At 68.1% G+C, this 23,356-nt stretch carries 24 protein-coding genes and 2 tRNA genes; 14 read left to right on the top strand and 12 right to left on the bottom strand.

The annotated features are described in order from the left end of the window. The first annotated feature begins 16 nt into the window (after nucleotides 1-16). From pgsA to ACPP3B_RS00780, 8 genes are all read left to right on the top strand, one after another. Nucleotides 17-583 carry a CDP-diacylglycerol--glycerol-3-phosphate 3-phosphatidyltransferase gene (gene pgsA / locus ACPP3B_RS00815; RefSeq protein WP_299019932.1) on the top strand — a complete coding sequence of 189 codons (567 nt, stop codon included), beginning with the start codon at nucleotides 17-19 and terminating at the stop codon, nucleotides 581-583. A gap of 21 nt (nucleotides 584-604) precedes the next feature. Further along, nucleotides 605-1,495, top strand: a complete 891-nt coding sequence (locus tag ACPP3B_RS00810) for a DMT family transporter (RefSeq protein WP_424859454.1) — start codon at nucleotides 605-607, stop codon at nucleotides 1,493-1,495. A gap of 27 nt (nucleotides 1,496-1,522) precedes the next feature. Next, nucleotides 1,523-2,623, top strand: a complete 1,101-nt coding sequence (locus tag ACPP3B_RS00805; RefSeq protein ID WP_299019953.1) for a tartrate dehydrogenase — start codon at nucleotides 1,523-1,525, stop codon at nucleotides 2,621-2,623. A 68-nt stretch (nucleotides 2,624-2,691) separates the two neighbouring features. Then, nucleotides 2,692-2,985, top strand: coding sequence for an HU family DNA-binding protein (locus tag ACPP3B_RS00800; protein ID WP_299019956.1), 294 nt, complete (start codon nucleotides 2,692-2,694; stop codon nucleotides 2,983-2,985). A gap of 43 nt (nucleotides 2,986-3,028) precedes the next feature. Continuing rightward, nucleotides 3,029-3,104: transfer RNA gene (locus tag ACPP3B_RS00795), tRNA-Val, on the top strand. 21 nt (nucleotides 3,105-3,125) lie between these two features. Next, a complete protein-coding gene (locus tag ACPP3B_RS00790; protein ID WP_424859453.1) occupies nucleotides 3,126-5,024 on the top strand; it encodes a SurA N-terminal domain-containing protein in 1,899 nt (632 codons plus the stop codon). 61 nt (nucleotides 5,025-5,085) lie between these two features. After that, a tRNA-His gene (locus tag ACPP3B_RS00785) sits at nucleotides 5,086-5,161 on the top strand. A 64-nt stretch (nucleotides 5,162-5,225) separates the two neighbouring features. Next, a complete protein-coding gene (locus ACPP3B_RS00780; protein WP_299019941.1) occupies nucleotides 5,226-6,329 on the top strand; it encodes an NDP-sugar synthase in 1,104 nt (367 codons plus the stop codon). Here ACPP3B_RS00780 and ACPP3B_RS00775 read toward each other — a convergent pair whose 3' ends face one another. Both ACPP3B_RS00775 and ACPP3B_RS00770 read right to left on the bottom strand, forming a co-directional pair. Then, the gene (locus ACPP3B_RS00775; protein ID WP_299019943.1) at nucleotides 6,330-7,703 is read right to left on the bottom strand and encodes a sodium:solute symporter family transporter; all 1,374 of its coding nucleotides are present in this window, start codon (nucleotides 7,701-7,703) and stop codon (nucleotides 6,330-6,332) included. Between the two features lie 142 nt (nucleotides 7,704-7,845). Further along, nucleotides 7,846-8,838 (bottom strand): NADPH:quinone oxidoreductase family protein, encoded by a 993-nt coding sequence (locus tag ACPP3B_RS00770; protein ID WP_424859452.1) that lies wholly within the window; start codon nucleotides 8,836-8,838, stop codon nucleotides 7,846-7,848. A 100-nt stretch (nucleotides 8,839-8,938) separates the two neighbouring features. Here ACPP3B_RS00770 and surE point away from each other — a divergent pair, with 100 nt between their 5' ends. From surE to rlmD, 4 genes are all read left to right on the top strand, one after another. Next, nucleotides 8,939-9,805, top strand: coding sequence for a 5'/3'-nucleotidase SurE (gene surE / locus ACPP3B_RS00765; protein ID WP_299019949.1), 867 nt, complete (start codon nucleotides 8,939-8,941; stop codon nucleotides 9,803-9,805). Then, nucleotides 9,799-10,620 (top strand): protein-L-isoaspartate(D-aspartate) O-methyltransferase, encoded by an 822-nt coding sequence (locus ACPP3B_RS00760; protein WP_424859451.1) that lies wholly within the window; start codon nucleotides 9,799-9,801, stop codon nucleotides 10,618-10,620. The genes surE and ACPP3B_RS00760 overlap by 7 nt, the downstream gene beginning before the upstream one ends. A gap of 62 nt (nucleotides 10,621-10,682) precedes the next feature. Beyond that, the gene (locus ACPP3B_RS00755) at nucleotides 10,683-11,627 is read left to right on the top strand and encodes a peptidoglycan DD-metalloendopeptidase family protein (protein ID WP_424860204.1); all 945 of its coding nucleotides are present in this window, start codon (nucleotides 10,683-10,685) and stop codon (nucleotides 11,625-11,627) included. Then, nucleotides 11,627-13,126 carry a 23S rRNA (uracil(1939)-C(5))-methyltransferase RlmD gene (gene rlmD / locus ACPP3B_RS00750; RefSeq protein WP_424859450.1) on the top strand — a complete coding sequence of 500 codons (1,500 nt, stop codon included), beginning with the start codon at nucleotides 11,627-11,629 and terminating at the stop codon, nucleotides 13,124-13,126. Before ACPP3B_RS00755 ends, rlmD begins: the two co-directional genes overlap by 1 nt. A 13-nt stretch (nucleotides 13,127-13,139) precedes the next feature. Here rlmD and ACPP3B_RS00745 read toward each other — a convergent pair whose 3' ends face one another. From ACPP3B_RS00745 to ACPP3B_RS00725, 5 genes are all read right to left on the bottom strand, one after another. After that, nucleotides 13,140-13,511 carry a hypothetical protein gene (locus ACPP3B_RS00745; protein ID WP_424859449.1) on the bottom strand — a complete coding sequence of 124 codons (372 nt, stop codon included), beginning with the start codon at nucleotides 13,509-13,511 and terminating at the stop codon, nucleotides 13,140-13,142. Between the two features lie 155 nt (nucleotides 13,512-13,666). After that, a complete protein-coding gene (locus ACPP3B_RS00740) occupies nucleotides 13,667-14,356 on the bottom strand; it encodes a Bax inhibitor-1 family protein (protein ID WP_299020603.1) in 690 nt (229 codons plus the stop codon). A 148-nt stretch (nucleotides 14,357-14,504) separates the two neighbouring features. Next, a complete protein-coding gene (locus tag ACPP3B_RS00735) occupies nucleotides 14,505-14,918 on the bottom strand; it encodes an ExbD/TolR family protein (RefSeq protein ID WP_424859448.1) in 414 nt (137 codons plus the stop codon). A gap of 22 nt (nucleotides 14,919-14,940) precedes the next feature. Then, nucleotides 14,941-15,681: a MotA/TolQ/ExbB proton channel family protein gene (locus tag ACPP3B_RS00730; protein ID WP_424860203.1), complete on the bottom strand. Its 741-nt coding sequence runs from the start codon at nucleotides 15,679-15,681 to the stop codon at nucleotides 14,941-14,943. 76 nt (nucleotides 15,682-15,757) lie between these two features. Beyond that, a complete protein-coding gene (locus tag ACPP3B_RS00725) occupies nucleotides 15,758-16,156 on the bottom strand; it encodes an energy transducer TonB (protein ID WP_424859447.1) in 399 nt (132 codons plus the stop codon). 738 nt (nucleotides 16,157-16,894) lie between these two features. Between ACPP3B_RS00725 and ahpC the strand changes: the two genes are divergently transcribed. Continuing rightward, the gene (gene ahpC / locus ACPP3B_RS00720; protein ID WP_424859446.1) at nucleotides 16,895-17,458 is read left to right on the top strand and encodes an alkyl hydroperoxide reductase subunit C; all 564 of its coding nucleotides are present in this window, start codon (nucleotides 16,895-16,897) and stop codon (nucleotides 17,456-17,458) included. A 102-nt stretch (nucleotides 17,459-17,560) separates the two neighbouring features. Next, complete coding sequence (gene ahpF / locus ACPP3B_RS00715; protein WP_424859445.1) at nucleotides 17,561-19,153, top strand: alkyl hydroperoxide reductase subunit F; 1,593 nt, start codon at nucleotides 17,561-17,563, stop codon at nucleotides 19,151-19,153. Between the two features lie 10 nt (nucleotides 19,154-19,163). Here ahpF and bamC read toward each other — a convergent pair whose 3' ends face one another. The 5 genes from bamC to ACPP3B_RS00690 form a co-directional block, all read right to left on the bottom strand. Further along, nucleotides 19,164-20,291: an outer membrane protein assembly factor BamC gene (bamC, locus tag ACPP3B_RS00710; RefSeq protein ID WP_424859444.1), complete on the bottom strand. Its 1,128-nt coding sequence runs from the start codon at nucleotides 20,289-20,291 to the stop codon at nucleotides 19,164-19,166. Nucleotides 20,292-20,330: 39 nt separating this feature from the next. Next, nucleotides 20,331-21,215 (bottom strand): 4-hydroxy-tetrahydrodipicolinate synthase, encoded by an 885-nt coding sequence (gene dapA, locus ACPP3B_RS00705; RefSeq protein ID WP_424859443.1) that lies wholly within the window; start codon nucleotides 21,213-21,215, stop codon nucleotides 20,331-20,333. Nucleotides 21,216-21,287: 72 nt separating this feature from the next. Then, entirely contained in the window at nucleotides 21,288-21,884 is a 597-nt protein-coding gene (locus ACPP3B_RS00700) for a class I SAM-dependent methyltransferase (RefSeq protein ID WP_424859442.1), read from the bottom strand. Between the two features lie 2 nt (nucleotides 21,885-21,886). After that, nucleotides 21,887-22,054: a hypothetical protein gene (locus ACPP3B_RS00695; protein WP_299018972.1), complete on the bottom strand. Its 168-nt coding sequence runs from the start codon at nucleotides 22,052-22,054 to the stop codon at nucleotides 21,887-21,889. Between the two features lie 62 nt (nucleotides 22,055-22,116). Further along, a complete protein-coding gene (locus ACPP3B_RS00690) occupies nucleotides 22,117-23,349 on the bottom strand; it encodes an MFS transporter (RefSeq protein ID WP_424859441.1) in 1,233 nt (410 codons plus the stop codon). Nucleotides 23,350-23,356: the final 7 nt, after the last annotated feature.

Genomic DNA, 23,356 nt, shown 5'->3' with positions numbered 1-23,356 from the left:
CGCATAATCCGAGTCCATGTTTTTCAACCTGCCCACCCTGCTGACCTGGGCGCGCATCGCGGCCATTCCGCTCATCGTGGCGGTGTTTCACTGGCCGGGGCTGTTGCCCGTGACGCAGAACCTGCTGGCCACGGGGCTGTTCATCGTGTTTGCCCTGACCGACTGGGCCGACGGTTACTTGGCGCGGCGGCTCAACCAAACGTCGGCGTTCGGCGCCTTTCTGGACCCGGTGGCGGACAAGTTTTTGGTCTGTGCCTGTGTGCTCGAGCTGGTGCATCTGGGGCGCGTGCACGTGTTCGTGGCGCTCATCATCATCGGGCGCGAAATCGCCATCTCGGCCCTGCGCGAATGGATGGCGCAAATCGGCGCGGTGCGCAGCGTGGCGGTGCACATGGTGGGCAAGGCCAAGACGGCCACGCAGATGGTGGCCATCCCGTTTCTGCTCTATGACGGCGTGGTGCTGGGGGTGGACACGCGCTGGTGGGGGACGGTGCTGATCTGGGCCGCGGCCGTGCTGACCGTATGGTCGATGGTGTACTACCTGAGCAAAGCCATTCCCGAGATCCGGGCCCGTACCCGCTGAAGCCCCGCGCCCCGGCTGACCATGACCGCCGCCGACTCCCCCTGGATCCGCGCCATGCCGGCGGTGTTCGTGCTCATTTGGAGCACGGGCTTCATCGTGGCGCGCTACGGCATGCCGCATGCGCCGCCAATGACGTTTCTGGCCTGGCGGTATGCCTTGTCGATCGCATGTTTTGGCGTCTGGATCGCGCTGGCGCGGGTGGCGTGGCCGCGCGGCTTGGTCCAGTGGGGGCATCTGGCCGTGACTGGGGTGCTGATGCACGCGGGCTATTTGGGCGGCGTATGGGCGGCGGTCAAGGCGGGCATGGGGGCGGGTCTATCGGCTCTGATCGTGGGTCTGCAGCCGGTGCTGACGGCGTTGTGGTTGGCCGGCACCGGCGGGCGCGTCTCGGGGCGGCACTGGTTGGGACTGACGCTGGGCTTCGTGGGGCTGGTGCTGGTGGTGTGGCACAAGCTGGGGGCTGGGTCGCCCGGTGATACCGCCAACGCGGAAAATCTGGCGTACGCCATTGGCGCGTTGCTCGCGATCACCAGCGGCACGTTGTATCAAAAGCGCTTTTTGGCGCCCTGCGACGTGCGCACCGCCAATACGGTGCAGCTGGCGGCGGCACTGCTGGTCACGCTGCCGCTGGCGTGGGCCGAGGCCGAGCCGATGCGCTGGAATGCCGAGTCTGTCGGTGCCATGGCGTGGTCGGTGCTGGGGCTGACGTTGGGGGGCAGCTCGCTGCTGTACCTGCTGATCCAGCGCGGCGCGGCGGCGTCCGTCTCCAGCTTGATGTACCTGGTGCCACCGTGCACTGCGGCTTTGGCCTGGCTGTTGTTTGGTGAGCCGGTCACGCTGACCACGCTGATCGGCACGGCGCTGACCGCTGCCGGCGTCGCACTGGTGGTGCGCGCCAGCCGGGGATCCTGAGCGTTCGATCTGGAGGGGCCCATGCCCATGTCTGCACCCCATCGCATCGCCGTCATCGCCGGAGACGGCATTGGCGTCGAAGTCATGCCCGAAGGGCTGCGCGTGCTGCAGGCCGCGGCCGAGCGCTTCGGCATCGCGCTGGTGTTCGATCACTTCGACTTTGCCTGTTGGCCCTACTACGAGCGCCACGGACAGATGCTGCCCAACGATTGGCAGGAGCGCATCGGCGGACACGACGCGATCTTCTTCGGCGCCGTCGGCTGGCCCGAAAAGATCCCGGACCACGTATCGCTATGGGGCTCGCTGCTGCAGTTTCGGCGCACCTTCGACCAGTACGTCAACCTGCGCCCAGCGCGGCTGATGCCGGGCATACGGTCACCCCTGGTGCGGCGCGACGGCAGTGCGCGCGCGCCGGGTGAGATCGACATGTTGATCGTGCGCGAAAACACCGAGGGCGAATACTCCAGCATTGGTGGGCGCATGTTCGAGGGCACCGAACGTGAGATCGTGTTGCAAGAGACGGTCATGACCCGCCACGGCGTCGACCGTGTGCTGCGCTACGCGTTCGAGCAAGCGCGCCGCCGCCCGCGCAAACGCCTGACCAGCGCCACCAAGTCCAACGGCATCGCCATCACCATGCCGTACTGGGACGAGCGGGTACGCGCGATCGCGGCGGAGTACCCGGACGTGACGGTCGATCAGTTTCACATCGACATCCTGACGGCGCACTTCGTGCAGCGGCCTGAGCATTTCGACGTGGTGGTGGCGAGCAACCTGTTCGGCGACATCCTCAGCGATTTGGGGCCGGCGTGTACCGGCACCATCGGCATTGCCCCGTCGGCCAACCTGAACCCCGAGCGGCGCTTCCCCTCGCTGTTCGAGCCCGTGCACGGCTCGGCACCCGACATCGCGGGCCGCGGCATCGCCAACCCGATCGGCCAGATTTGGTCCGGCGCGCTGATGCTGGATTTTCTGGGCTACCGCGACGCACACGATGCCATCGTGCGCGCCATCGAGGCGGTGCTCGACCCGGGCAGCGGTGGGCCGCGCACCCCGGACATCGGTGGCAGCGCCCGCACGCAGGATGTCGGGCGGGCCATCGAGGAGGCATTGCGCAGTGGCGTTTGATGCGTGCGCTCGATGCGCGTGCCGTGGGTAGAATACGCGGCTTTTTGCGGCGCCACGGTCCGCGCCGTCTGCAGGAGCAACCCCGCATGAACAAAGCACAACTGATCGACCACATCGCCGAAAAAGCTGACCTGACGCGCCAGCAAGCCGCGCGGGCGTTGGATGCCTTCACCTCTGCCGTCACGACGGCGCTGGCCCAGGGCGGCGACGTGACCCTGGTTGGATTTGGCTCGTTCGTGGTGGACGAACGCGCTGCGCGCAAGGGGCGCAATCCGAAGACGGGCGAGACGGTCGAGATCGCTGCGGCTAAAATGCCGAAATTCCGTCCGGGCAAGGCGCTCAAGGACGCCGTGAACGGATGACTGCTGCCGCGGCCGGTGTGCAGTGACCGGCCCGCGATGCAACGGGTGCTTAGCTCAGTTGGTAGAGCGTCGCCCTTACAAGGCGAATGTCGGCGGTTCGAACCCGTCAGCACCCACCACCCAACCCCCGAGCGCAGGCCATGTTCGACGTTTTCCGCAACAACATGAAAGTGCTGATGGCGCTGCTCATGTTGTTGATCATCCCTTCGTTCGTCTTCTTCGGCATCGAGGGGTACACCCGTTTTCGGGACGCCTCCGAACCCGTGGCGCGCGTCGGCAGCGAGCGCATCACCCGCACCGAATGGGACGCAGCCCACCGGCGCGAAGTCGAGCGGCTCAGTGCCGCCATGCCGGGGCTGGATCGCGCCTTGTTGGAGGGCGACGACAGCCGACGTGCGACGCTGCAGCGCTTGCTCGATGAGCGCGTGCTGGCCCGCGCGGCGCAGGACATGCGGCTGGTGACCACCGATCGCCGGCTGGCGGCCGAATTGTTGCGCGACCCCACCATCGCGCAACTGCGCAAGCCCGACGGCAGCCTGGACGTGCAGCGCTACCAAGACCTGTTGCGGTCGCAAGGCCTGACGGCCGAGCAGTTCGAGGCCAGCGTGCGCGCCGAGCTCGCGCGCGACAGCGTCACCCGCATCGTGCGCGACAGCGCCTTCATGCCCAGGGCGCTGGCCGACTGGGCGGCGCAGGCCTTTTTCGAGCGGCGCGAGGTGGCGCTGGCGACGTTCCGGCCGGCAGATTTTGCAGCCGCCGTGCGTGTGACGGATGACGAGCTACAGGCGTTTTATCAACAGCACGCCGACGACTTTCGCACCCCCGAGCAGGCGCGCATCGAGTACGTGGTGCTTGATCTGGAAGCGGTGGCCGCGCGCGTTGCCGTCACCGAAGACGATCTGCGCGCCTATTACCAGCAAAATGTGGCCGATACCACGCGCGCCGAGCAACGGCGCGCCGCGCACATCCTGCTGCAGCTCGACCCCAAGGCGTCGGAGGCGGACAAGACGCGGGTGCGCGCTGAGGCGCAGCAACTGCTGGCCGAGCTGCGCCGCGACCCGAGCCGCTTTGCCGAGCTGGCGCGTGCCCGCTCGCAAGACCCGGGTTCTGCAGCCAAAGGGGGCGATTTGGACTGGTTTGGGCGCGGGGCAATGGTCAAACCCTTCGAGGACGCCGTCTTCGCGCTGCAGAAGGGGCAAATCTCGGACATCGTCGAGACCGACTTCGGTCTGCACATCATCCAGTTGATCGATGTGCGACGGCCCGCGCCCGAGCCGTTCGAGAAGGCGCGCCCGCGCATCGAAGCCGAGCTGCGCCGCCAGCTCGCACAGCGGCAGTTTGCGGAAAGCGCCGAGCGCTTCAGCAATCTGGTGTACGAGCAGGCGGACTCCCTGGAGCCGGTGGCGCGCGAGCTGGGCGTACCTGTGCGGCAGGCGACCGTCGAGCGCACGGGGCCGGTGGGGGAGGCAGACGCCGTGCTGCGCGAGCCGGCCGTGCTGCGTGCGGTGTTCAACGAGGAGGCCTTGGGTCAAAAGCGCAACAGCCCCGCGATCGAGCTCGGCGGCAACCGCCTGGTGTCGGTGCGCGTGGTCGAGCACCGGCCGGCGCAGCGCCAGCCCTTCGAGGCCGTGGCGGCCCAGGTGCGCCAGCGCATCGTGCAGGAGCGCGCGCGTGCCGCGGCGCTGGAGGCCGCACGGCAGGCGCACGCGCAATGGTCGGCGCAGCCGAACGCGGCCAGCGGACTGCGGGCGCCGGTGCTCGTGTCCCGTCAGGCGGCGCAGGGCTTGCCGCCCGCCGCCGTGCGGGCCGCGCTGAGTGCGCGACTCGATGGCGACGCCCCGGCCTGGGTGCTGGTCGATCTGGGGCCGGAGGGCGCTGCGGTGATGCGCGTGCGGCGTGGCCCGGCGCGCGATACCCCGGACGCGTTGCAGCAACGCAACGAGCGGCAAGAACTCGCCCGCCTGTGGGGCGAGGGGGCTGCGCGCGCCTACCTGGCCGCGTTGCGTCAGCGCTATGAGGCGGAAATCCTGGTCAAGTAAGACGAGACCCAGGTCCCGGGCCGACGAGGCCCAGATCGGCGCTATAATTTCGGCTTCTACGGTGGCTGTAGCTCAGTTGGTAGAGTCCCAGATTGTGATTCTGGTTGTCGTGGGTTCGAGTCCCATCAGCCACCCCACCGATTTCCATCAGACAAAAGCCCCATTAGGGGCTTTTTTTGTATCTCGACGCTGCACACCATCATGGCCAAAGGCATGATCCTGGCCGCGGGACAGGGAACCCGCGTGCGCCCGCTGACCAAAGACCTCCCCAAACCGATGGTGCCGATCCTCGGCAAACCGGTCATGGAGTATTTGATCGAGCAGCTCGCCGCGCACGGGGTGCGCGAGATCATGGTCAACGTGGCGTGGAATCACCACAAGATCGAGCAGTATTTTCGTGATGGGCACCGCTGGGGGGTCGAGATCGGTTACTCCTACGAAGGGGTGTACGAGCACGGCGACATCCTGCCGCGGCCGCTGGGCTCGGCCGGTGGCATGAAGCACATACAGGATTTCAGCGGCTTCTTCGACGAGACGACCATCGTGCTGTGCGGCGACGCGCTGGTCGATCTGGACATCACCGCGGCGCTGGCCGAGCACCGCGCCAAAGGGGCGCTGGCCACGGTCGTCACGCTGGACGTGCCGCGCGACCAGGTCAGCAACTACGGCATCGTGGTGGCCGACGCCGACGGACGCGTGCGCTCCTTCCAGGAAAAGCCCCGGCCCGAGGAGGCGCGCTCGACCCTGGCCAGCACCGGTATCTACATTTTCGAGCCGGCCGTGCTGGACTTGGTGCCGTCCGGTCAGGTGTTCGACATCGGCAGTCAGCTCTTTCCGCTGCTGGTGGAGCGCGACTTGCCGTTTTATGCGCAGAGTCGGCCGTTTCACTGGATCGATATCGGTCGGGTGAGCGACTACTGGTCGGTGCTGCAGCGCGTGCTGCGCGGCGAGATCGAGCGCATGCGCATGCCGGGCAAAGAAATCCGCCCGGGCGTGTGGGTCGGGCTCAATACCCGCATCGATGTCGACCGGGTGCAGATCACGGGGCCGGTCTACATCGGGTCGAGCACGCGGCTCGATCCCGGCTGCTCGATCGTGGGCCCCGCGTGGATCGGCCATGGCTGCCACCTGAGCGCGGGTTCGCGGGTCGAGCGCAGCGTGCTGTTCGAGTACACCCGCATCGGCGCAGGCATGTTGTTTCAGGACATGATCGTCTCGCCCAGCTACTGCGTGGACCGCCATGGCCGCGCCACCTACGTGGGCGACGACCGCTGCCCGCTGCGCTGGGGCGACGCGCGCGCCTGATCAATCGCGCGCTGGACGCAGCACGGTCCACGCCAGCGTGACCGTGCTCGAGGCCAGCAGCGCGCCCACGAAGGGGGCCAGCGTCGGCACGTTGGCCGGGAAGGTGGCGGCGTGGATGCCCGCGGCGACGCTGCCGCTGGCGATCGCATCGGGCAGGACGGCGCCCACCAGACCCGCCAGTGCTCCCGTCAGGGCCGCGCCGCGGGGCGTGCGGCGCCACAGGGCCAGCAGCAGCGGAACCACGGCTGTGGCGCACAGCAAGTCGGCGATCAAAAACAGCCGCAGCACCGACAGCCCTTGCCAGGCGACGGCGATCACTGGCACCATGAGCAGAACCGTGGCCCAGCGCGCCCCAGGCAGCGATGCGTCGCGCCGTTGCGAAACCAGCAGCGCCGCGATGGCGTTTTGCAGCGTGTCCACCGACGAGGCGACGAGCGTGACCGCCAGCAACAGCACGGGGGCGACCACCCAGGCGGGGGCGTGCTGGACGAGCGCGAAAAACGGCATGGGCGGCTGGCCCAGTGGCAGGCCCTGGCGCGCCGCCCACATGCCCAGTGCGCCGACCAGCGCGATGGCCGCCGCCGTGCCCAGCGCCCCCAGCCACGCGCCGCGGTGCAGCGCGGCCGTGCTGTCGGCCGACCAGACCCGCTGCCAATAGCCCTGGTGAAAGACGTTGGCGGCGGTGACGGCGATGACGAGGGTCAGCGCGACCGACAGTCCCACCGACAGGGGCGCCGAGGCAGGGGCGGTCGGCTCGCCGCGCGGCTGCGGCGGCTGCTGGCCGATGACCAGCGCGACCAGGGCCAGCAGCGCCAGCAGCAGCCAGCCTTGCCAGCGGTCGGTGGCCAGGCTGGCGCGCAGGCCACCCCAGGTGGTGTAGGTCAGCGTCACGGCGGCCACCGCCAGCACCGCCCAGCGGCCGTCGGCGCCGGTCAGCAGCGTCACGATGGCGCCCACGGCGGTCAGCTCCGCGGTCACGAAGCACAGCATGTACAGCAGCGACAGCACCAGCACCCAGCCGCGCATGAGCGGGCCGAAGCGCTCGCCGGCCAAGTCTGTCAGGCTGCGTCCCGTGGGCAGCGAGCGTCGGATGGCAGCCCCGCACCACGCCAGCACCAAAAAGGGCAGCGCCGCGCCGATGGCGTAGCCCGCCAGCGCCACTGGGCCGACGAAGGCCCCGATTTCGGGGGGTACGAACAGGATCCACGCGCCCAGCCCCGAGGCCAAAAACGACCACGCCAGCGTGCCCGCGCGCTGCGAGCCGCGGGCGGTCAGGTAGTCGTCGAGGGGGGCGTTGGCGGTGCGGGCGCGCAGCCCGACCCACAAAAAGACAATCAGAGCCGCGCCCACGGCGGCCATCGGCATCCAGGTCATGTCGCGCTTCCTCCGCCGGTGCGAACCGGATCAGGTTCCAGGGTCTGGGCGTCGGCCCCCATGGCCTGCGGCCCACTCTCAGCCCGTACCGTCCCGGCTAGGACGCACCGCGGGCTCCCCTGGCGACTGTCGAAGCCCCATTCTAGGGCGTGTTGCGCAGCACCAGCTTCCCCATCACCCGGCGCTGGGCCATCAGAGCGTAGGCCTGGGGCAGTTCGGTCATTGGCAGCACGCGATCGATGACCGGTTTGATGTGCCCTTGGAGATACCACTGTGCCAGCGTCTGCAGCATGGCTGCGTTGGCCGTGGGCTCGCGGCGGGCGAACTCACCCCAGAATACCCCGACCAGCGATGCCCCCTTGAGCAGTGGCAGGTTCAGCGGCAAGCTGGGGATCGGGCCGGCGGCAAACCCGATGACCAGATAGCGGCCACGCCAGGCGATCGAGCGCAACGCCGGCTCGGCCAAGTCACCCCCCACTGGATCGACGATCACATCCGGCCCGTGGCCTTCGGTCAGGCGCTTGAGCTCGTCGCGAAAGCCACCGCTGGCGCCGTGCAGGGAGTAGTCGATGGTCGCGTCGGCCCCCAGGCGTTGCGCCAGCGCGCATTTTTCAGCGCTGGAGGCGGCGGCGATGACGTGCGCGCCCGCGTGTTTGGCGATCTGGATCGCCGCCGTGCCGATACCGCCAGCGGCACCGAGCACCAGCACCGTCTCGCCGGGCTGCAGCGCGCCGCGGTCGAGCAGCGCGTGGTACGACGTCCCGTAGGTCATGATGAAGGCGGCGGCATCGGTCAGGTCGAAACCCTCGGGCAGCGGGATGCAGCGCTGCGCCGGTGCCAGCGTATGCGTGCCAAAGCCCCCCGTGCCCGTCAGGCAGGCGATCGGCTGGCCAGGCTGCAGCCCGGTGACGCCCGGGCCTGTCGCGCGCACGATGCCGGCGTACTCCGACCCCGGCACGAAGGGCAGCGGAGGCTTGAACTGGTACTTGTTCTGCACGATGAGCAGGTCCGGGAAGTTCAGGCTCGCTGCGGCGATCTCGATCAGCACCTCGCCGGGCCCGGGTGTCGGGGTGGGCAGTTCTTTCCATTGCAGCGCGTCGACGCCGACGGGGTTTTCGCACAGCCAAGCGTGCATGGGAGTCTCCTTCGGATGATGGGTGGGCGCGATCATAGGGCGCGCGCCCGTCGCGGCGCTGTCGCACAGGTGCATGGCATGGGCCCTACAATCGACCGGCATGAAGATCCTGCTCTGCAACGACGACGGCTACCAAGCGCCGGGCATCGTGGCGCTGGCGCAGGCGCTGTCGGCGTTCGCCGAGGTCGAGGTCGTGGCGCCCGAGCACAACAACAGCGCCAAGTCCAACGCGCTCACCCTCAACGCGCCGCTGTATGTGCACCGGGCGGCCCCCGGGGTGCGCTACGTCAACGGCACACCGGCGGACTGCGTGCACATCGCGCTCACGGGCCTGTTGGACTACCGGCCGGACTTGGTCGTCTCGGGCATCAACAACGGCGCCAACATGGGCGACGACACGATCTACTCCGGCACCGTCGGCGCAGCGATGGAAGGGTATTTGTTCGGCATTCCCGGTATCGCGTTCTCACTCACCGAAAAGGGCTGGGCGCACCTGGACGGCGCGGCGGCGCTGGCGGCCGAGCTGGTGCGCACGCTGCAACCCGCGGCCGAGGCGCACCGGCGTGCCATGGCCGATACGCCGCCCGATGCGGCGCACCCAGGACCGTGGCTGCTCAATGTCAACATCCCCAGTCTGCCGCGCGCGGCGATCCGCGGCTTCAAGGTCGCGCGCCTGGGGCGTCGGCACGCGGCCGAGCCCGTCATCACCCAAGTCAACCCGCGCGGCGAGACGATGTACTGGATCGGTGCCGCCGGTCCCGCCAAGGACGATGCGGAAGGCACCGACTTTCACGCCACGCGGCAGGGCTACGTCTCGATCACGCCGCTGCAGATCGACCTGACCGACCATGCCCGCCTGGCCTACTGGGCGCAGACGGCGGCCGCGCTTTCTGCTGCGGGTGGATACGGTGACGCGCGCGAAGGGGCGGCGGCACGGGCTGCTGCGGGAGACGCCCGCCCATGGTGATGCCCAGGCCGCCGCGCCCCAGCCCGACGGCGCCCAGCGGGGGGCGGCCGCCGCGGCCGCGCTTCCCGGCGACCTTGCCCGTGGGGCCCAGCGTGGGGATGGGCGGCCGCCCGGCGTCCGCCGCAGCGGCGCGGGCCCAGACCGCCGTGCCGCCCGCGGTGGCCGGGGTGGGGTTGGATTCTGCGGCCGTGCGCCAGGCCATGGTGCGCCGGTTGGCGCAACAGGGGGTGACGCAGCCGGCGGTGCTGCAGGCGTTCGAGCGGGTCGAGCGGCATTGCTTCGTCGATTCCGGCTTGGCCGCCCAGGCGTACGAGGACACGAGCCTGCCCATCGGCTGGGGGCAGACGATTTCCAAGCCCAGCGTGGTGGCCCGCATGCTCGAATTGTTGTGCGAGGGGCAGACCCTGCCGCTGGGGCGCGTGCTCGAGATCGGCACGGGTTGCGGCTATCAGGCGGCGCTGCTGTCGCACCTATGCCGCGAGGTCTACAGCATGGAGCGGCTGCGCGCGCTGCACGAGCGCGCGCGCGACAACCTGCGCCCGATGCGCATTCCCAACGTCCATTTGATTTTTGGCGATGGGATGCTGGGCTACCCGAAAGGGGCACCGTATGCGGGCATCATCGCCGCGGCGGGTGGGGAATCCATCCCGGCGGCATGGCTGGAGCAGCTGGCCGTGGGGGCGCGGCTGGTCGCGCCCGCCGAGCTGCAGTCGGGTCAGCAAAGCCTGGTGGTGGTGCAGCGCAGCGCGCACGGTTTCGAGCGGCGCGTGCTCGAGGGGGTCCGGTTCGTCCCCCTAAAATCGGGGACTGCATGACCGAGGACGAAAACGCTGCGATGAATGCCCTACGCCCCCCGTTTGTGGCCGTGATCACCCCTTTGCTGCCTGCGCGTGTGCTGGGCGCGTCCTTGGCCGCGCTGGTGGTGCTGTTGGCCGGTTGCGCGGCGCCCCAAAAGCCCGTGCCGCGGCAGGCACCGGTGGTCGACCGGGCGCCAGGGGTGGCCGGCGGCCCGGCGAGCGCGTCTGCGGGGGCGTCCACCACGCCGGCCGCTGCCGCGCCCGGCAGCGAAAACGCTGGCAAGCCGGGGTACTACACGGTGCGACCTGGCGATACGCTCTATCGCATCGGGCTGGAGCACGGGCAGAGCTGGCGCGACATCGCGGCCTGGAACGGCCTGACCAACCCCAACCTGATCGAGGTGGGGCAGGTGTTGCGCGTGGTGCCCCCCGGAGCCGTGCCCGCAGCCGCAGGTGCGAATACGGCAGGCACGAATACCGCTGGCGTCACCACCCAGCCCGTGCCAGGGGCCAGTGTGCAGCCGCGGCCGCTGGATGCGAGCCCGGCGGCCCCATCTGCCACTGCGGCCCGCACGCCCGCGGCGCCGGCGACGACGGCGGCAAATGGTGGCAGTCCACCGGCTCCTGCGGCGTCCGCGCCCGCAGCCACGGGTACCGATACGATCGCGCTCATCTGGCCGGCCAAGGGGCCCGTGCTCTACACCTTCGATGAGACGCGCAGCAAGGGGGTTGGCATCGGTGGGCGCGCGGGCGACCCCGTACTGGCGGCCGCTGACGGGCGCGTGGTCTATGCCGGCTCCGACCTGCGTGGCTATGGCAACCTGATCATCCTCAAGCACAACAACACCTACCTGACGGCCTATGCCCACAACCAGGCGTTGCTGGTGCGTGAGGACCAAACCGTGCGCCAGGGGCAAAAGATCGCCGAAATGGGCAGCAGCGACGCCGATCGGGTGAAGCTGCACTTCGAAGTCCGGCGCCAGGGCAAGCCGGTCGATCCGCTGACCCTGCTGCCGAGCCGCTGATGAACCCCACCCCTGATCTGTGTGCCGGCGCCGACGCCGGTCTGCCCGCCAGCACCCCGAACGAACCACCCAGACCCGCGGGTGTGCCCACGTCTGCGCTGTGGATTCAGGCACTGGATATCGAAGCGCAGGGCATCGCACGCCGCCCCGACGGCAAGGTCGTGTTCGTGGAGGGGGCGCTGCCCGGTGAGTGGGTCGATGTGGTGGTAACCCGGCGCAAGAACCAATGGGAAGCGGGACAGGTGCAGACCATCCATCGTGCATCGCCGTGGCGCGTCACGCCGCGCTGCCCGCACTTTGGCCTGCACGCAGGCGCATGCGGTGGGTGCAAGATGCAGCACCTGGAGCCATCGGTGCAGGTGGCGATCAAGCAGCGCGTGCTCGAGGATAACCTGTGGCGGCTGGGCAAGGTGCGGCCGGAGCAGGTGTTGTCGCCCATCGTCGGCCCCGCCTGGGGCTACCGCTGGCGCGCGCGGCTGTCGGTGCGGTATGTGGCCAAAAAGGGGGACGTGCTGATCGGCTTTCACGAGCGCAAGAGCCGCTATGTGGCTGACATGGGCTCGTGCGCGGTGTTGCCAGCGCCGGTGAGCGCGCTGCTGCCATCCTTGCGCGGTTTGCTGATGGCGATGGACGCGCGCGAGACCTGCCCGCAGATCGAGCTGGCGTGTGGCGATGGCGTGACCGCTTTGGTGCTGCGGCACTTGGAGCCGTTGTCGGACGCGGATCGGGATCGCTTGCGTGCGTTCGCCCGCGCCCATCCGTCGGCCACGCTGCAGTGGTGGCTGCAGCCCAAGGGGCCCGAGAGCGTGCACCGTCTCGACCCCGACGACGGCACGCCCGAGCTGTCTTATGCGCTGCCGGAGTTCGGTCTGCGCATGCCGTTTCGCCCGACCGATTTCACCCAGGTCAACCCTCACATCAACCGTGTACTGGTCGGGCGCGCGCTACGCTTGTTGCAGGGGCAGCGGCACGAGCGGGTTATCGACTGGTTTTGCGGGCTGGGTAACTTCACGCTGCCGATTGCCACCCAGGCGGGCGAAGTGCTGGGTGTCGAGGGCAGCGAGGCGCTGGTGGCACGGTCCCGGGATAACTGGGCGCGCAACCAACGGGAGCGCGGGGGCTTGGCGCCCACCACCTTCGTCGCGCGCAATTTGTTCGAGATGACGCCGGCGCAATTGGTGGCCGACGGGCGGGCGGATCGGTGGCTGGTCGACCCGCCGCGGGAGGGGGCGTTTGCCCTGGTCAAGGCCCTGGCCGATCTACACCAGGCGGCCCTGTCGGGTGCGCCGGCACCCACGACGCCCGAAGGGCAGCCGTGGCGACCGCCGCAGCGCATCGTCTATGTGAGTTGCAACCCGGCGACCCTGGCGCGCGACGCGGGCTTGCTGGTGCACCAAGCAGGCTACCGCTGCACGGCGGCGGGCGTGGTCAACATGTTCCCCCACACCGCGCACGTCGAGAGCATCGCGGTCTTCGAGCGCGACGCAGCGCTGGCTTGACGCGGCGGACGCATCAGCGCCCAGCGGGCGCGACGATCTCCTCCTTGACGGCATCGCTGTCGGCCACCTTGGGCGGTGCCGGCGGCGCGGGGGGGATGTCGTTTTCCCGCATGTACTCGTCCATCTCGCGCCAGCCGGCAAAGATGGCGGCCTTGGAAGCCTTGGGGTTGCTCGCGTAGCAATCTTCCAGGCTGCGCTGCGTGTGGCGGCAGGCTGCACCAATGGCCTTGCCTTCGGCTTCGCGGCGCTGGGCTTGCTTGGCAGGCGTGTCGATGCCGAGCGCGTCGCATCCCGTCAGCATGGTGGCCGCGGCCACCAGCGCCAGGCCGGTGCGGGCAGGCAAGCGATAGGCGGTGGAGAAGGCAACAGGGGGGAGCGACCTCATGATCCGATTGTCGGAGAAGGGGGAGGGATCGGCCACCCCCACGAGGCACGAAAAAAACGATGCCCGGACCGTCATTTTCGCGGTTCGGGCATCAGACGGCGCTGGCCGATCGGGTGTCAACCGTTACGCAGCCAGCGAAACCGCCGCAGAAGGCGTCATTCGCGCTCGCCGCCGAAGATCCCCAGCAGCGCCAACAGACTCTGGAAGACGTTGAACAGGCTCAAATACAGCGCCAGCGTGGCGGAGATGTAGTTGGTCTCGCCGCCGTCGATGATGCGCTTGAGATCGACCAGCAAGAAGGCGCTGAAGATGCCGATCGCCATCACCGACAGCGCGGCCATGAACGCCGTGCTGCCGACGAATACGTTGATGATGCCGCCGATGAGCAGCACGATGGCGCCGAAGAACAGCCACTTGGCCAACCCTTCGAGGTCACGCTTGACGACGCTGGCCAGATTGGCCATGACAAAAAACACGGCAGCCGTCCCGCCGAAGGCGGTCATGACCAGCTGGGCGCCATTGCCAAAACCCAGCACCACGGCCAGCAGCCGCGACAGCATCAACCCCATGAAGAAGGTGAACGCCAGCAGCACCGCCACGCCAGTGGCCGAGTGTTTGGTTCGCTCGATGGCGAACATGAATGCGAATGCGCCACCCAGAAAGACGAGCAGGCCAATACCGCCGGACAGCGCGGCGGTGATGCCCGTGCTGACCCCAATCCACGCCCCCAGCACGGTGGGCACGAGGCTGAGCGCGAGCAGCCAATAGGTGTTGCGCAGAACGCGCTGGCGCGATGCGTCGCCAACCAGAGCGTCAGAGCGACGGATAGCGGTGTCGAAGTTCATGGCAGACGTCTCCTGTCATCGAGGCGGTCTAGGGTGGGGAATCTTCCGCAGTGTAGGATCGGTCGTCGGGGGAGCAAGTTCCCGGTACTCGGGCTGGATGACCGTGGCTGCGAATCGAACGGCACGTATCTTCGCACGTCTTGCACTCTTACCGCTCGGGCTCGGTCACGAAGCCCACGCTGCGCACGCCGGCACGCTGCGCGGCTGCCAGCGCTTGTGCCACGCGTTCGTAGCGTACCTCCCGGTCTGCCAGGATCTGCAGCGGCAGCTGGTTGTCAAGGGCGCCGATGGTTTGCAGGCGTTGCTCGAGGGTGGCGTCATCGACGTCCTCGTCGTCCCAGCGGTAGCTGCCGTCGGCGGCGATGCTCAGCCGCACGGCCTGGGGTGGTGGCGTCTGTGGCGTGGCACTTGCCTGGGGTAGGTTGACGGAGACGGCGTGCTTCATGACGGGAATGGTGATCATGAACACGATCAGCAGCACCAGCATCACGTCGATGAGCGGGATCATGTTGATTTCGCTCAGCAGCTCGCCGTCTTGGTCGTCTTGGATGGAAAAGGCCATGGCTTGAGTCTCCACTTGGCGCTCAGCGCGCTTCACTGCGCAAGGGCCGCACTTTGCTGTCGTCGGCTTGGCGGCTCATCACCCGTGCGCCGGTCACGAAGTAGGCATGCAAATCGTGCGCGAAGCGGTTGACGCGATGCACCAGCGCCTTGTGCCCGCGCACCAGGGCGTTGTAGCCCAGCACGGCCGGGATGGCCACGGCCAAGCCGAGTGCGGTCATGATCAGCGCCTCACCGATGGGGCCCGCCACTTGATCGAGGGTGGAGGAGCCTGAGATGCCAATCCCGATCAAGGCGTGGTAGATGCCCCAGACCGTGCCGAACAGCCCCACGAACGGCGCGGTCGAGCCCACTGACGCCAAGATCCACAGGCCCGATTGCAACCGCGCGACGAAATCGTCGATGGCGTGGCGCAGGCCGCGCTGCACCCATTCGCTCAGGTCGAGCTGGTCGTGCAGTTGAGGCGTGCGGGGTGACCCGTCTTGCCCCTGGAGGTGGGCGGCTGCATCCCGACCGTGCACCGCCAGCAGTCGGAATGGGTTGTCCACCTCGCGCCCGAGGCGCTCCAGCCCGTCGGCGAAGTCGCTGGCGTGCCAAAACGCCTCGACCCGGCGCGCCTGGGCGCGGTAGCGGCGCAGGTCCAGCGCCTTGAGGACGATGACCACCCAAGAGGCCACCGACATCAACAGCAAGAGGATGGCGATGGCGCGAATGACGCCGTCGCCTTGCGACCACAAGTGGGCGAGTCCGAAAGCGGTGGGCATTGCTGTGGTTTCCATGGTGGATCGTTTCCTATCTTCAACGAGTCGGTTTCGAATATCGGTAGGGCGGGTGGCTTTGTCAGCGCAGCTCAAATTGGATCGGGATCAAAAACCACATGGCTTCTGGCACGCCGTTGCGCTTGCCCGGCACGTAGCGCCACGACAAGACCGCCTGCCGGGCTGCCTCGTCGAGCCGCTCGTAGCCGCTGGAAGTGCGGATTTCGGCGGCGGAAGCGGTGCCATCGGGCTCGATGCGCACGCGCAACACCACGCGGCCTTGCTCGCCCAAGCGGCGAGATAGCGCCGGATACGCCGGTGGCGGGTTGTTGAGGTACGCGGCGCTGGCCGAGGGCAACTCGATGCGCGGCGGTGCTGGAGGGGCCGCGGGTGCCGACGCGGCGGCCTCCGTGGCGATGGATGGCCCGCCCTGGGTCGCCGCTGCGGCAGTGCTCACGGGCGTGGAGGCGGCGATGGGCACGGAGGTTTCGGTTGCCGCCTCTGCGGGGGCAGGTGTTGCGACGGGGGCGGGCGCAGGCGGCGTCGCTTCTGGCGCCGTCCACGAGCGCGGGACTGGTTTGGGCCATTGACGCGGCACCGGCTCGCGCCGGGAGGGTGGCGTGATCGGCGCAGGCTCTGGCACCGGTGCAGGGGCGGTAACCGCGGCCGGCGCGAGGGAGACTTGCACCACGCGTGGCGGGGTAACTTGGGGCGATACCGGTCGCTGCCACGCTTGCTGCAGCGCCCAAAGTGCCAACCCATGGCCTGCGGTCACCGCAAGCGTCACACCCCAAACCCGAGCGCGCACGGGATGGCGCCGTGCCACGGGTGTCGCGGGGGTGGCTGCAGGCGAGGAGGGCAGGAACGCAAAGCGCATTACCGAGTTGTATATCGTTTTCTCTGCACGTGCCGCTTTGCGCCACTAGCGGGCTGGTTTGCTGGGCAGGCGGCGCAGGTGGTCAATGGCGCGTCGCGCGGGCCGCACGTGCCACAGCAGCGATGCGCATGATACCGAGTTGAGTCGATTGGTGAATCCATACTTTACCACAAATAAGAGTGAGTCGTATTACGTATACATAGCGCGAGTCGATGCGGACAATAGAAACTATCAATACAGCGTAACGATTGTTTATGTCTATAATATCGGTGTTGGTACGGATGTCCCGTACCGCTATCGTGGTTGTCAGTGTTCAACCCGTCTCAAGAAAGGAAGCGCTCTATGAGCATCATCAACAAGCAAGTTCAACCCTTCAAAGTGCAAGCGTTTCACAATGGCAAGTTCGTCGAGATCACGGACCAGTCGCTCAGGGGCCACTGGTCGGTGCTGATCTTCATGCCCGCGGCGTTCACCTTCAACTGCCCGACCGAGGTGGAGGACGCGGCGGAGCACTACGCCGAGTTCCAAAAGCTGGGCGCCGAGGTGTACGTCATCACCACTGACACGCACTTCTCGCACAAGGTGTGGCATGAAACGTCGCCTGCCGTGGGCAAAGCCAAGTTCCCCCTCATTGGCGATCCGACGCATCAGCTCACCCGTCAGTTTGACGTGCACATCGATGAGGAAGGTCTGGCGCTGCGCGGCACCTTCATCCTCAACCCCGAAGGCGTGATCAAGACGGCCGAAATCCATGACAACGCCATCGCGCGTGATGTCAAGGAGACGCTGCGCAAGCTCAAGGCCGCCAAGTACGTGGCCGAACACCCGGGTGAAGTCTGCCCGGCCAAGTGGAACGAAGGCGCCAAGACGATTGCGCCGTCGCTGGACCTGGTCGGCAAGATCTAAATCGTCAAGCCCCGGCCAACTGCGCCGGGTGCATGGTGGGGCGCCATCGCCCCGCCGGCTGACCCAGTCCACCCGCCCCATCGCCCCCCCAGGAGAGAACCCATGCTCGACGCCCAACTTCAGACCCAATTGCAGTCTTACCTTACACACGTCAAGCAGCCGTTCGAGCTGGTGGCGACGCTAGATGACTCGGCCAGCTCGACCGAGCTGCGGCAGTTGCTCGACACCATCGCCCGCCTGTCGGACGGGAAAATCACTGCCCGCTTCGACGGACAGGCGTCGCGCCGCCCGTCGTTCGCGCTGCGTCGCCCCGACGGCGGCCCGGACCTGACCTTTGCGGCGGTCCCGCTGGGGCACGAATTCACTTCGCTCGTGCTCGCGCTGCTGTGGACCGGCGGTCACCCACCGAAAGTGGCGCCAGAACTGATCGAGCAGGTGCGTGCGCTGCCCGGCGAGCACCACTTCGAGGTGTACATGTCGCTGTCGTGCCACAACTGCCCGGACGTGGTGCAAGCGCTCAGCCTAATGGCGATTCTGAACCCGCGCGTGCACACCGCCGTCATCGATGGCGCGCTCTTCCCCGCCGAGGTGGAGCAGCGCAACGTGATGGCGGTGCCGCTGGTGCTGCGCAATGGCGAGGTGTTTCTCTCCGGCCGCACGTCGCTCGAGGAGATCGTGGCCAAGCTCGACACCGGTGCGCAGGCCCGCGCGGCCGCGGCGATCGCGGCCAAGGACCCATTCGACGTGCTGATCGTGGGCGGCGGGCCGGCCGGGGCAGCGGCGGCGGTGTATGCGGCGCGCAAGGGCATTCGCACCGGACTCGTGGCCGAGCGCTTCGGTGGCCAGGTCAACGACACGTTGGCGATCGAGAACTACATCTCGGTGCTGGAAACGGATGGCCCCCGCTTTGCCGCGGCGCTGGAAGCGCAGGTGCGCCACTATGAGGTGGACCTAATGAACGGACAAGCGGTGGCGGCACTGCAGCCCGCCGAGCCACCCGGTGGCTGGATCGGCGTGCGTCTGGCCAACGGGGCGGCACTGCAGGCCCGCAGCGTCATCTTGGCCACGGGCGCGCGCTGGCGCAACCTGAATGTGCCGGGCGAGGCCGAATACAAAAACCGCGGCGTGGCGTACTGCCCCCACTGCGATGGTCCGCTGTTCAAGGGCAAACGCGTGGCGGTCATCGGCGGCGGCAACTCTGGTGTGGAGGCGGCCATCGATCTGGCAGGCATCGTGCAGCATGTGACGCTGTTGGAATTTGCCGATCAGCTCAAAGCCGATGCGGTGTTGGTCAGCAAATTGCGCAGTCTGCCCAACGTGACCGTGCTGACGCAAGCGCAGACGCTCGAGGTGCAGGGCGACGGCCAGCGGGTGACGGGCCTGCGCTGGCGCGACCGCGCCAGCGGCGCGGAGCACGTGCTGCCGCTGGAGGGGGTCTTCGTGCAGATTGGCCTGGTGCCCAACACGGAATGGCTCGACGGCGTGGTGGAGCGCAACCGCTACGGCGAAATCGTCGTCGACGCCAAGGGCCACACCAACGTGCCGGGCGTCTTCGCCGCAGGCGATTGCACGACCGTGCCGTATAAGCAGATCGTGATCGCCGCGGGGGAGGGTGCGAAGGCGGCGCTGTCGGCGTTCGATTACCTGATTCGCACGCCGCAGCCCCAACCAGAGGTGGCAGCGGCTGCCACCTGAGCGCCGCCCATCACTTCATGTCCGCCGCCAGCAGCTGCACGATGCGTTGCGCGGCGGGCGAACGATCGGGTTGGCCATTGGCGTCGAGCACGGTGACGGTGCTGCGCTCGCCGCTGGTGGCGACCCGGATGCGGTAACGCGCGGGTGCGCTGGTGCTCGAATCCGAGCGGCTGAACCAGCCGGTGATACGCCCGAAAAAGCCGGGCTCTTTGCCCGCACTGCCTTCGTCGGGCGGCACGTAGCGCACGAAGTACATGCCCTCGGCGCGGTTGCGGTCTTCGACGGTGAAGCCGCTGCGATCGAGACTCAAGCCCACACGCCGCCAAGCACGGTCGAAGTTTTCGTCGATGACGACGGCGGGCATCCCATCCACCGTTTCGACGCGGGCCACCGGCGGATTGGCCTGGGCAGCCATCGTGGCCTTGGCCTGTTCCTGGCTCACCCCCAGCTTGACCATCAGGCGGCGCAGAAATTCAGCCTCCAGCTCCGGGTCGGCTGGGCGTGGCTGCCAGACGGTGTTGTCCTTGCGGTCGGTGGTGTAGACCTCGACCATGCCGCGGTGGCTGATGTAGATTTCGCTGCCGCCAGCGGCGTTGCGCTCGACCCGGGTGCGGAATTTGTCGCGCTCGCCGGTCGAATACAGGTTGTCGAACAGCTTGCCGATGGTCGAGCGGATGATGTCTTGCGGAATCTTGGCGCGGTTTTCGGCCCAGTCGGTCTCCATCAGGCCGAGCTGCGGCTGATCCAGTGTGAGCAGGAAGCCGTTTTCTTGCCAGAAATCGCGCAGCGCGGGCCACAGCACCTCGGGCGCTCGGTCGACGACCAGCCAGCGCTGGTTGCCGGCGCGCTCGATGCGCACGTCGCCGATTTGCACGGGGGCGGCGACCCCGGAGGGCCGGGCCGCTGCCGTGGCCTGATAGCCCGATGCCGTGACAGTGGCCCCTGGCAGCGCGTAGCGCGAGTCGCGCGCCAGTTGGGTCAGGTCGGGAGGCACCTCCAGCGTGTTGATCTGTTTGGCGCTTTTGTAGTCGATGCGGGTTTCTTCGAGCACCGAGCAGCCGCTGGCCAAGAGCGCGGCGAGCGTCAAGAGGGCGGGCCGCCACGCGGCAGCGAAACGGGGACGGTGGGAGGCGTGCATGTCGGTTCCCTTGGGCTGGGCGTTTCGGGCGAGTCGGGCTCAGATCAGACCGCTGGCGCGCAGCGCCGCCTCGACGGCAGGCTGGTGGGTGGCGGACAGTGGCGTCATGGGCAGGCGCAGCGTCGGCCCGCACAGGCCCATGCGCGCCATCGCCCACTTCACGGGAATCGGGTTGGCCTCGACGAACAGTTGTTTGTGCAGCGGCAGCAGCTGCATCTGGATGCGCATCGCGGTGCGCACGTCGCCTGCAATGGCCGCCATGCATAGCTCGTGCATCAGCCGCGGGGCCACGTTGGCCGTGACGCTGACGTTACCCTGGCCGCCACACAGCATGAGCGCGACGGCGGTGGCGTCGTCGCCGGAGTAGACGGCGAAGTGGTCGGGCTTTTCGCGGATGAGCCACTGGGCGCGCTCGATGTTGCCGGTGGCTTCCTTGATACCGACGATGCCGGGCACCTGGGCCAGCCGCAGCGCCGTTTCGGGCAGCAGATCGGCCACGGTGCGACCGGGCACGTTGTACAGCACGATGGGCAGGTCACCGGTGGCTTCGGCGATGGCCTTGAAGTGCTGGTACATCCCCTCCTGCGTGGGCTTGTTGTAATACGGCACGACCTGGAGCTGGCAGTCGGCGCCGACCTTGCGCGCGAACTCGGCCAGCGCGATGGCCTCGCGCGTGGAGTTGCCCCCACAGCCCGCCATGATCGGGCACCGCCCCGCCGCCTGCTCGACCGCGACGCGGATGATTTCGCAGTGCTCCTCCACGCTGACGGTGGGGGACTCACCCGTGGTGCCCACGACACCGATGCAGTCGGTGCCTTGGTCGATGTGCCAGTCGATGAGCTGGCGCAGGGTGTCGTAGTCGACGCTGCCGTCCTCGTGCATCGGGGTGACGAGGGCGACGATGCTGCCGGTGATGGGCTTCATGGCGTGTTGTGGCGGGTGACGTTCGAAAATCCAGCGGACATTCTAACCAGCCCGCGGGGCGGAATCGGTCGGTCAGTCGAGGGGGTAGCGGGGCGGGGCGTCGGGCGGCCACGGGCGCTCGCGCACGGCGGCAATGCGTTGCACGAAGCGTGGTGGGGCGTGCAGGTAGCCGTCTTCGTAGGCGATGACGCGCAACCCCGCGCACGCCTGCAGCAGTTCACCCGGTGCGAGCAAAAAATCGGGACGCGCGGGCCGTCCCACCGTCTGGTTGCCTTGGGCGAACGTCTCGTACAGCAGCACGCCGCCGATGGCAACCGACTCGACGATACGCGGCAGCAGCGGGCGCCACAGATAGTTCGTCACCACGACGATGTCGAAGGTGCGTCCCGGCAGCGGCCAGGGGGCGTTTTCGAGGTCGGCTTCCAGGCATGTCAGCATCGTCGTCCCGGCTTGGCCGACCCGATCGGCCAGGCGGGCCAGAGCGGCGGCATCACGGTCGACGGCGGTGACGTGGCAGCCTTGCGTCAGCAGCCAACGCGTGTGGCGACCGCTGCCGCAGGCCAGATCGAGTGCTTGCAGCGGGGCGTGGGACGGCTGCGCGAGCGATCGCAACAAGGGCGCGAAGCGCGTGATCCAGTCCGAGGGCGGCAGGTCGTCGGCGTGCGGCATCGTCAGAAGCAGTTCCAGAGCCGGTCGGCCAGGGTGAACAGAAAATCCGGTTGCTGGTACCAGGTAAACACGAGGCCACACACGCCCAGTGCGACCCCCCAAGCCAGCAGCCGCGGCGCGGCCACACCGGCGACAGCGGCGGGCGGGCAGGTGGCGCGAGGTTCAGACATGGGACGACGATGATGAAGGAAAAGAGCGGACAGGCGCCTGGGCACCCACCGCGCGGCGGGTGTCAGGCTGCCGCCTGACCCACCAGCGGCACCGGGCCGCGACGGATCGGTTCCTCTCGAATGGGCCAGTTGACGGCCGCGGCGAAGACGCCCAGCGCGATCGATATCCACCACACGATATCGTAGCTACCCGTGCGGTCATAGAGCAAGCCCCCGAGCCACACCCCCATGAAGCTGCCGACCTGGTGACTGAAGAAGACGAAGCCGCCCAGCATCGACAGGTGCGCCACGCCGAACACCTGTGCCACGATGGCGTTGGTGGGTGGCACGGTAGACAGCCACAGCACCCCCATGGCGGCGGCGAAGAGGTACACGCTCCAGGGCGTCAGCGGGGCGGTCAAAAAGAGCACGATCGCCACCGAGCGCAGCGCGTAGATGGCCGAGAGGATTTTGCGCTTGGCCATGCGCTGGCCCAAGGCGCCGGCCGCATAGGTGCCCAACACGTTGAACAAGCCGATGAGCGCCAGCGCCGTGCTGGCCACTTGGGGCGACAGGCCCTGATCCTTGAGATAGCTGGGCATGTGCACGCCGATGAACACCACCTGGAAGCCGCAGACGAAGTAGCCCGCCATCAGCAGCTGAAAGCTGCGGTAGCCGAACGCCTCGCGCAGGGCTTGCGCGATGGTCTGCTCCCGGGGCGCGGGGGACGCGCCAGCGGCGAAGTCCGGCTCGCGCAGCCCCCAGGCCAGCGGGGCGATCAGCAGCACCGCTGCCGCCAGTGCCAGCAGCGCGGCTTGCCAGCCGAGCGTGGTGATCAGCCAGCCTTCCACCGGCACCATCAGAAACTGCCCGAACGACCCGGCGGCCGCTGCCACGCCCATGGCCCACGAGCGCCGTTCGGCCGCGATTTGCCGCCCGATCACACCATAGATGATGGCGTAGGTCGTGCCTGCCTGCGCGGCACCGATGAGCACGCCGGTGGTCAGCGCGAACACGAGGGTGGACGTGGCGAGCGCCATCCCCAGCAGCCCGAGCGCGTACAGCGCCGCGCCCGCGACCAGCACGCGAAACGCCCCGAACCGGTCTGCGAGCATGCCCGCGAAGATGCCGAATGCGCCCCACGCTAGGTTCTGGATGGCCATGGCGAGCGCGAAGGTCTCGCGCGACCAGCCTTGGGCTTGCGTGATGGGCTGCAGCCACAAGCCAAAGCCGTGGCGGATGCCCATGGAGAACGTGACGATCAACGCGCCGCACAGCAGGACCTGCACGGCGCCCAGGCGGGCGCGAGAAGACATCCGCGCA

The sequence above is a fragment of the Tepidimonas sp. HKU77 genome, assembly GCF_049728535.1.
GTDB lineage: Bacteria > Pseudomonadota > Gammaproteobacteria > Burkholderiales > Burkholderiaceae_C > Tepidimonas.
The sequence above is the reverse complement of the archived record's forward strand: the minus strand, read 5'-3'. Positions and strand labels throughout refer to the sequence as shown.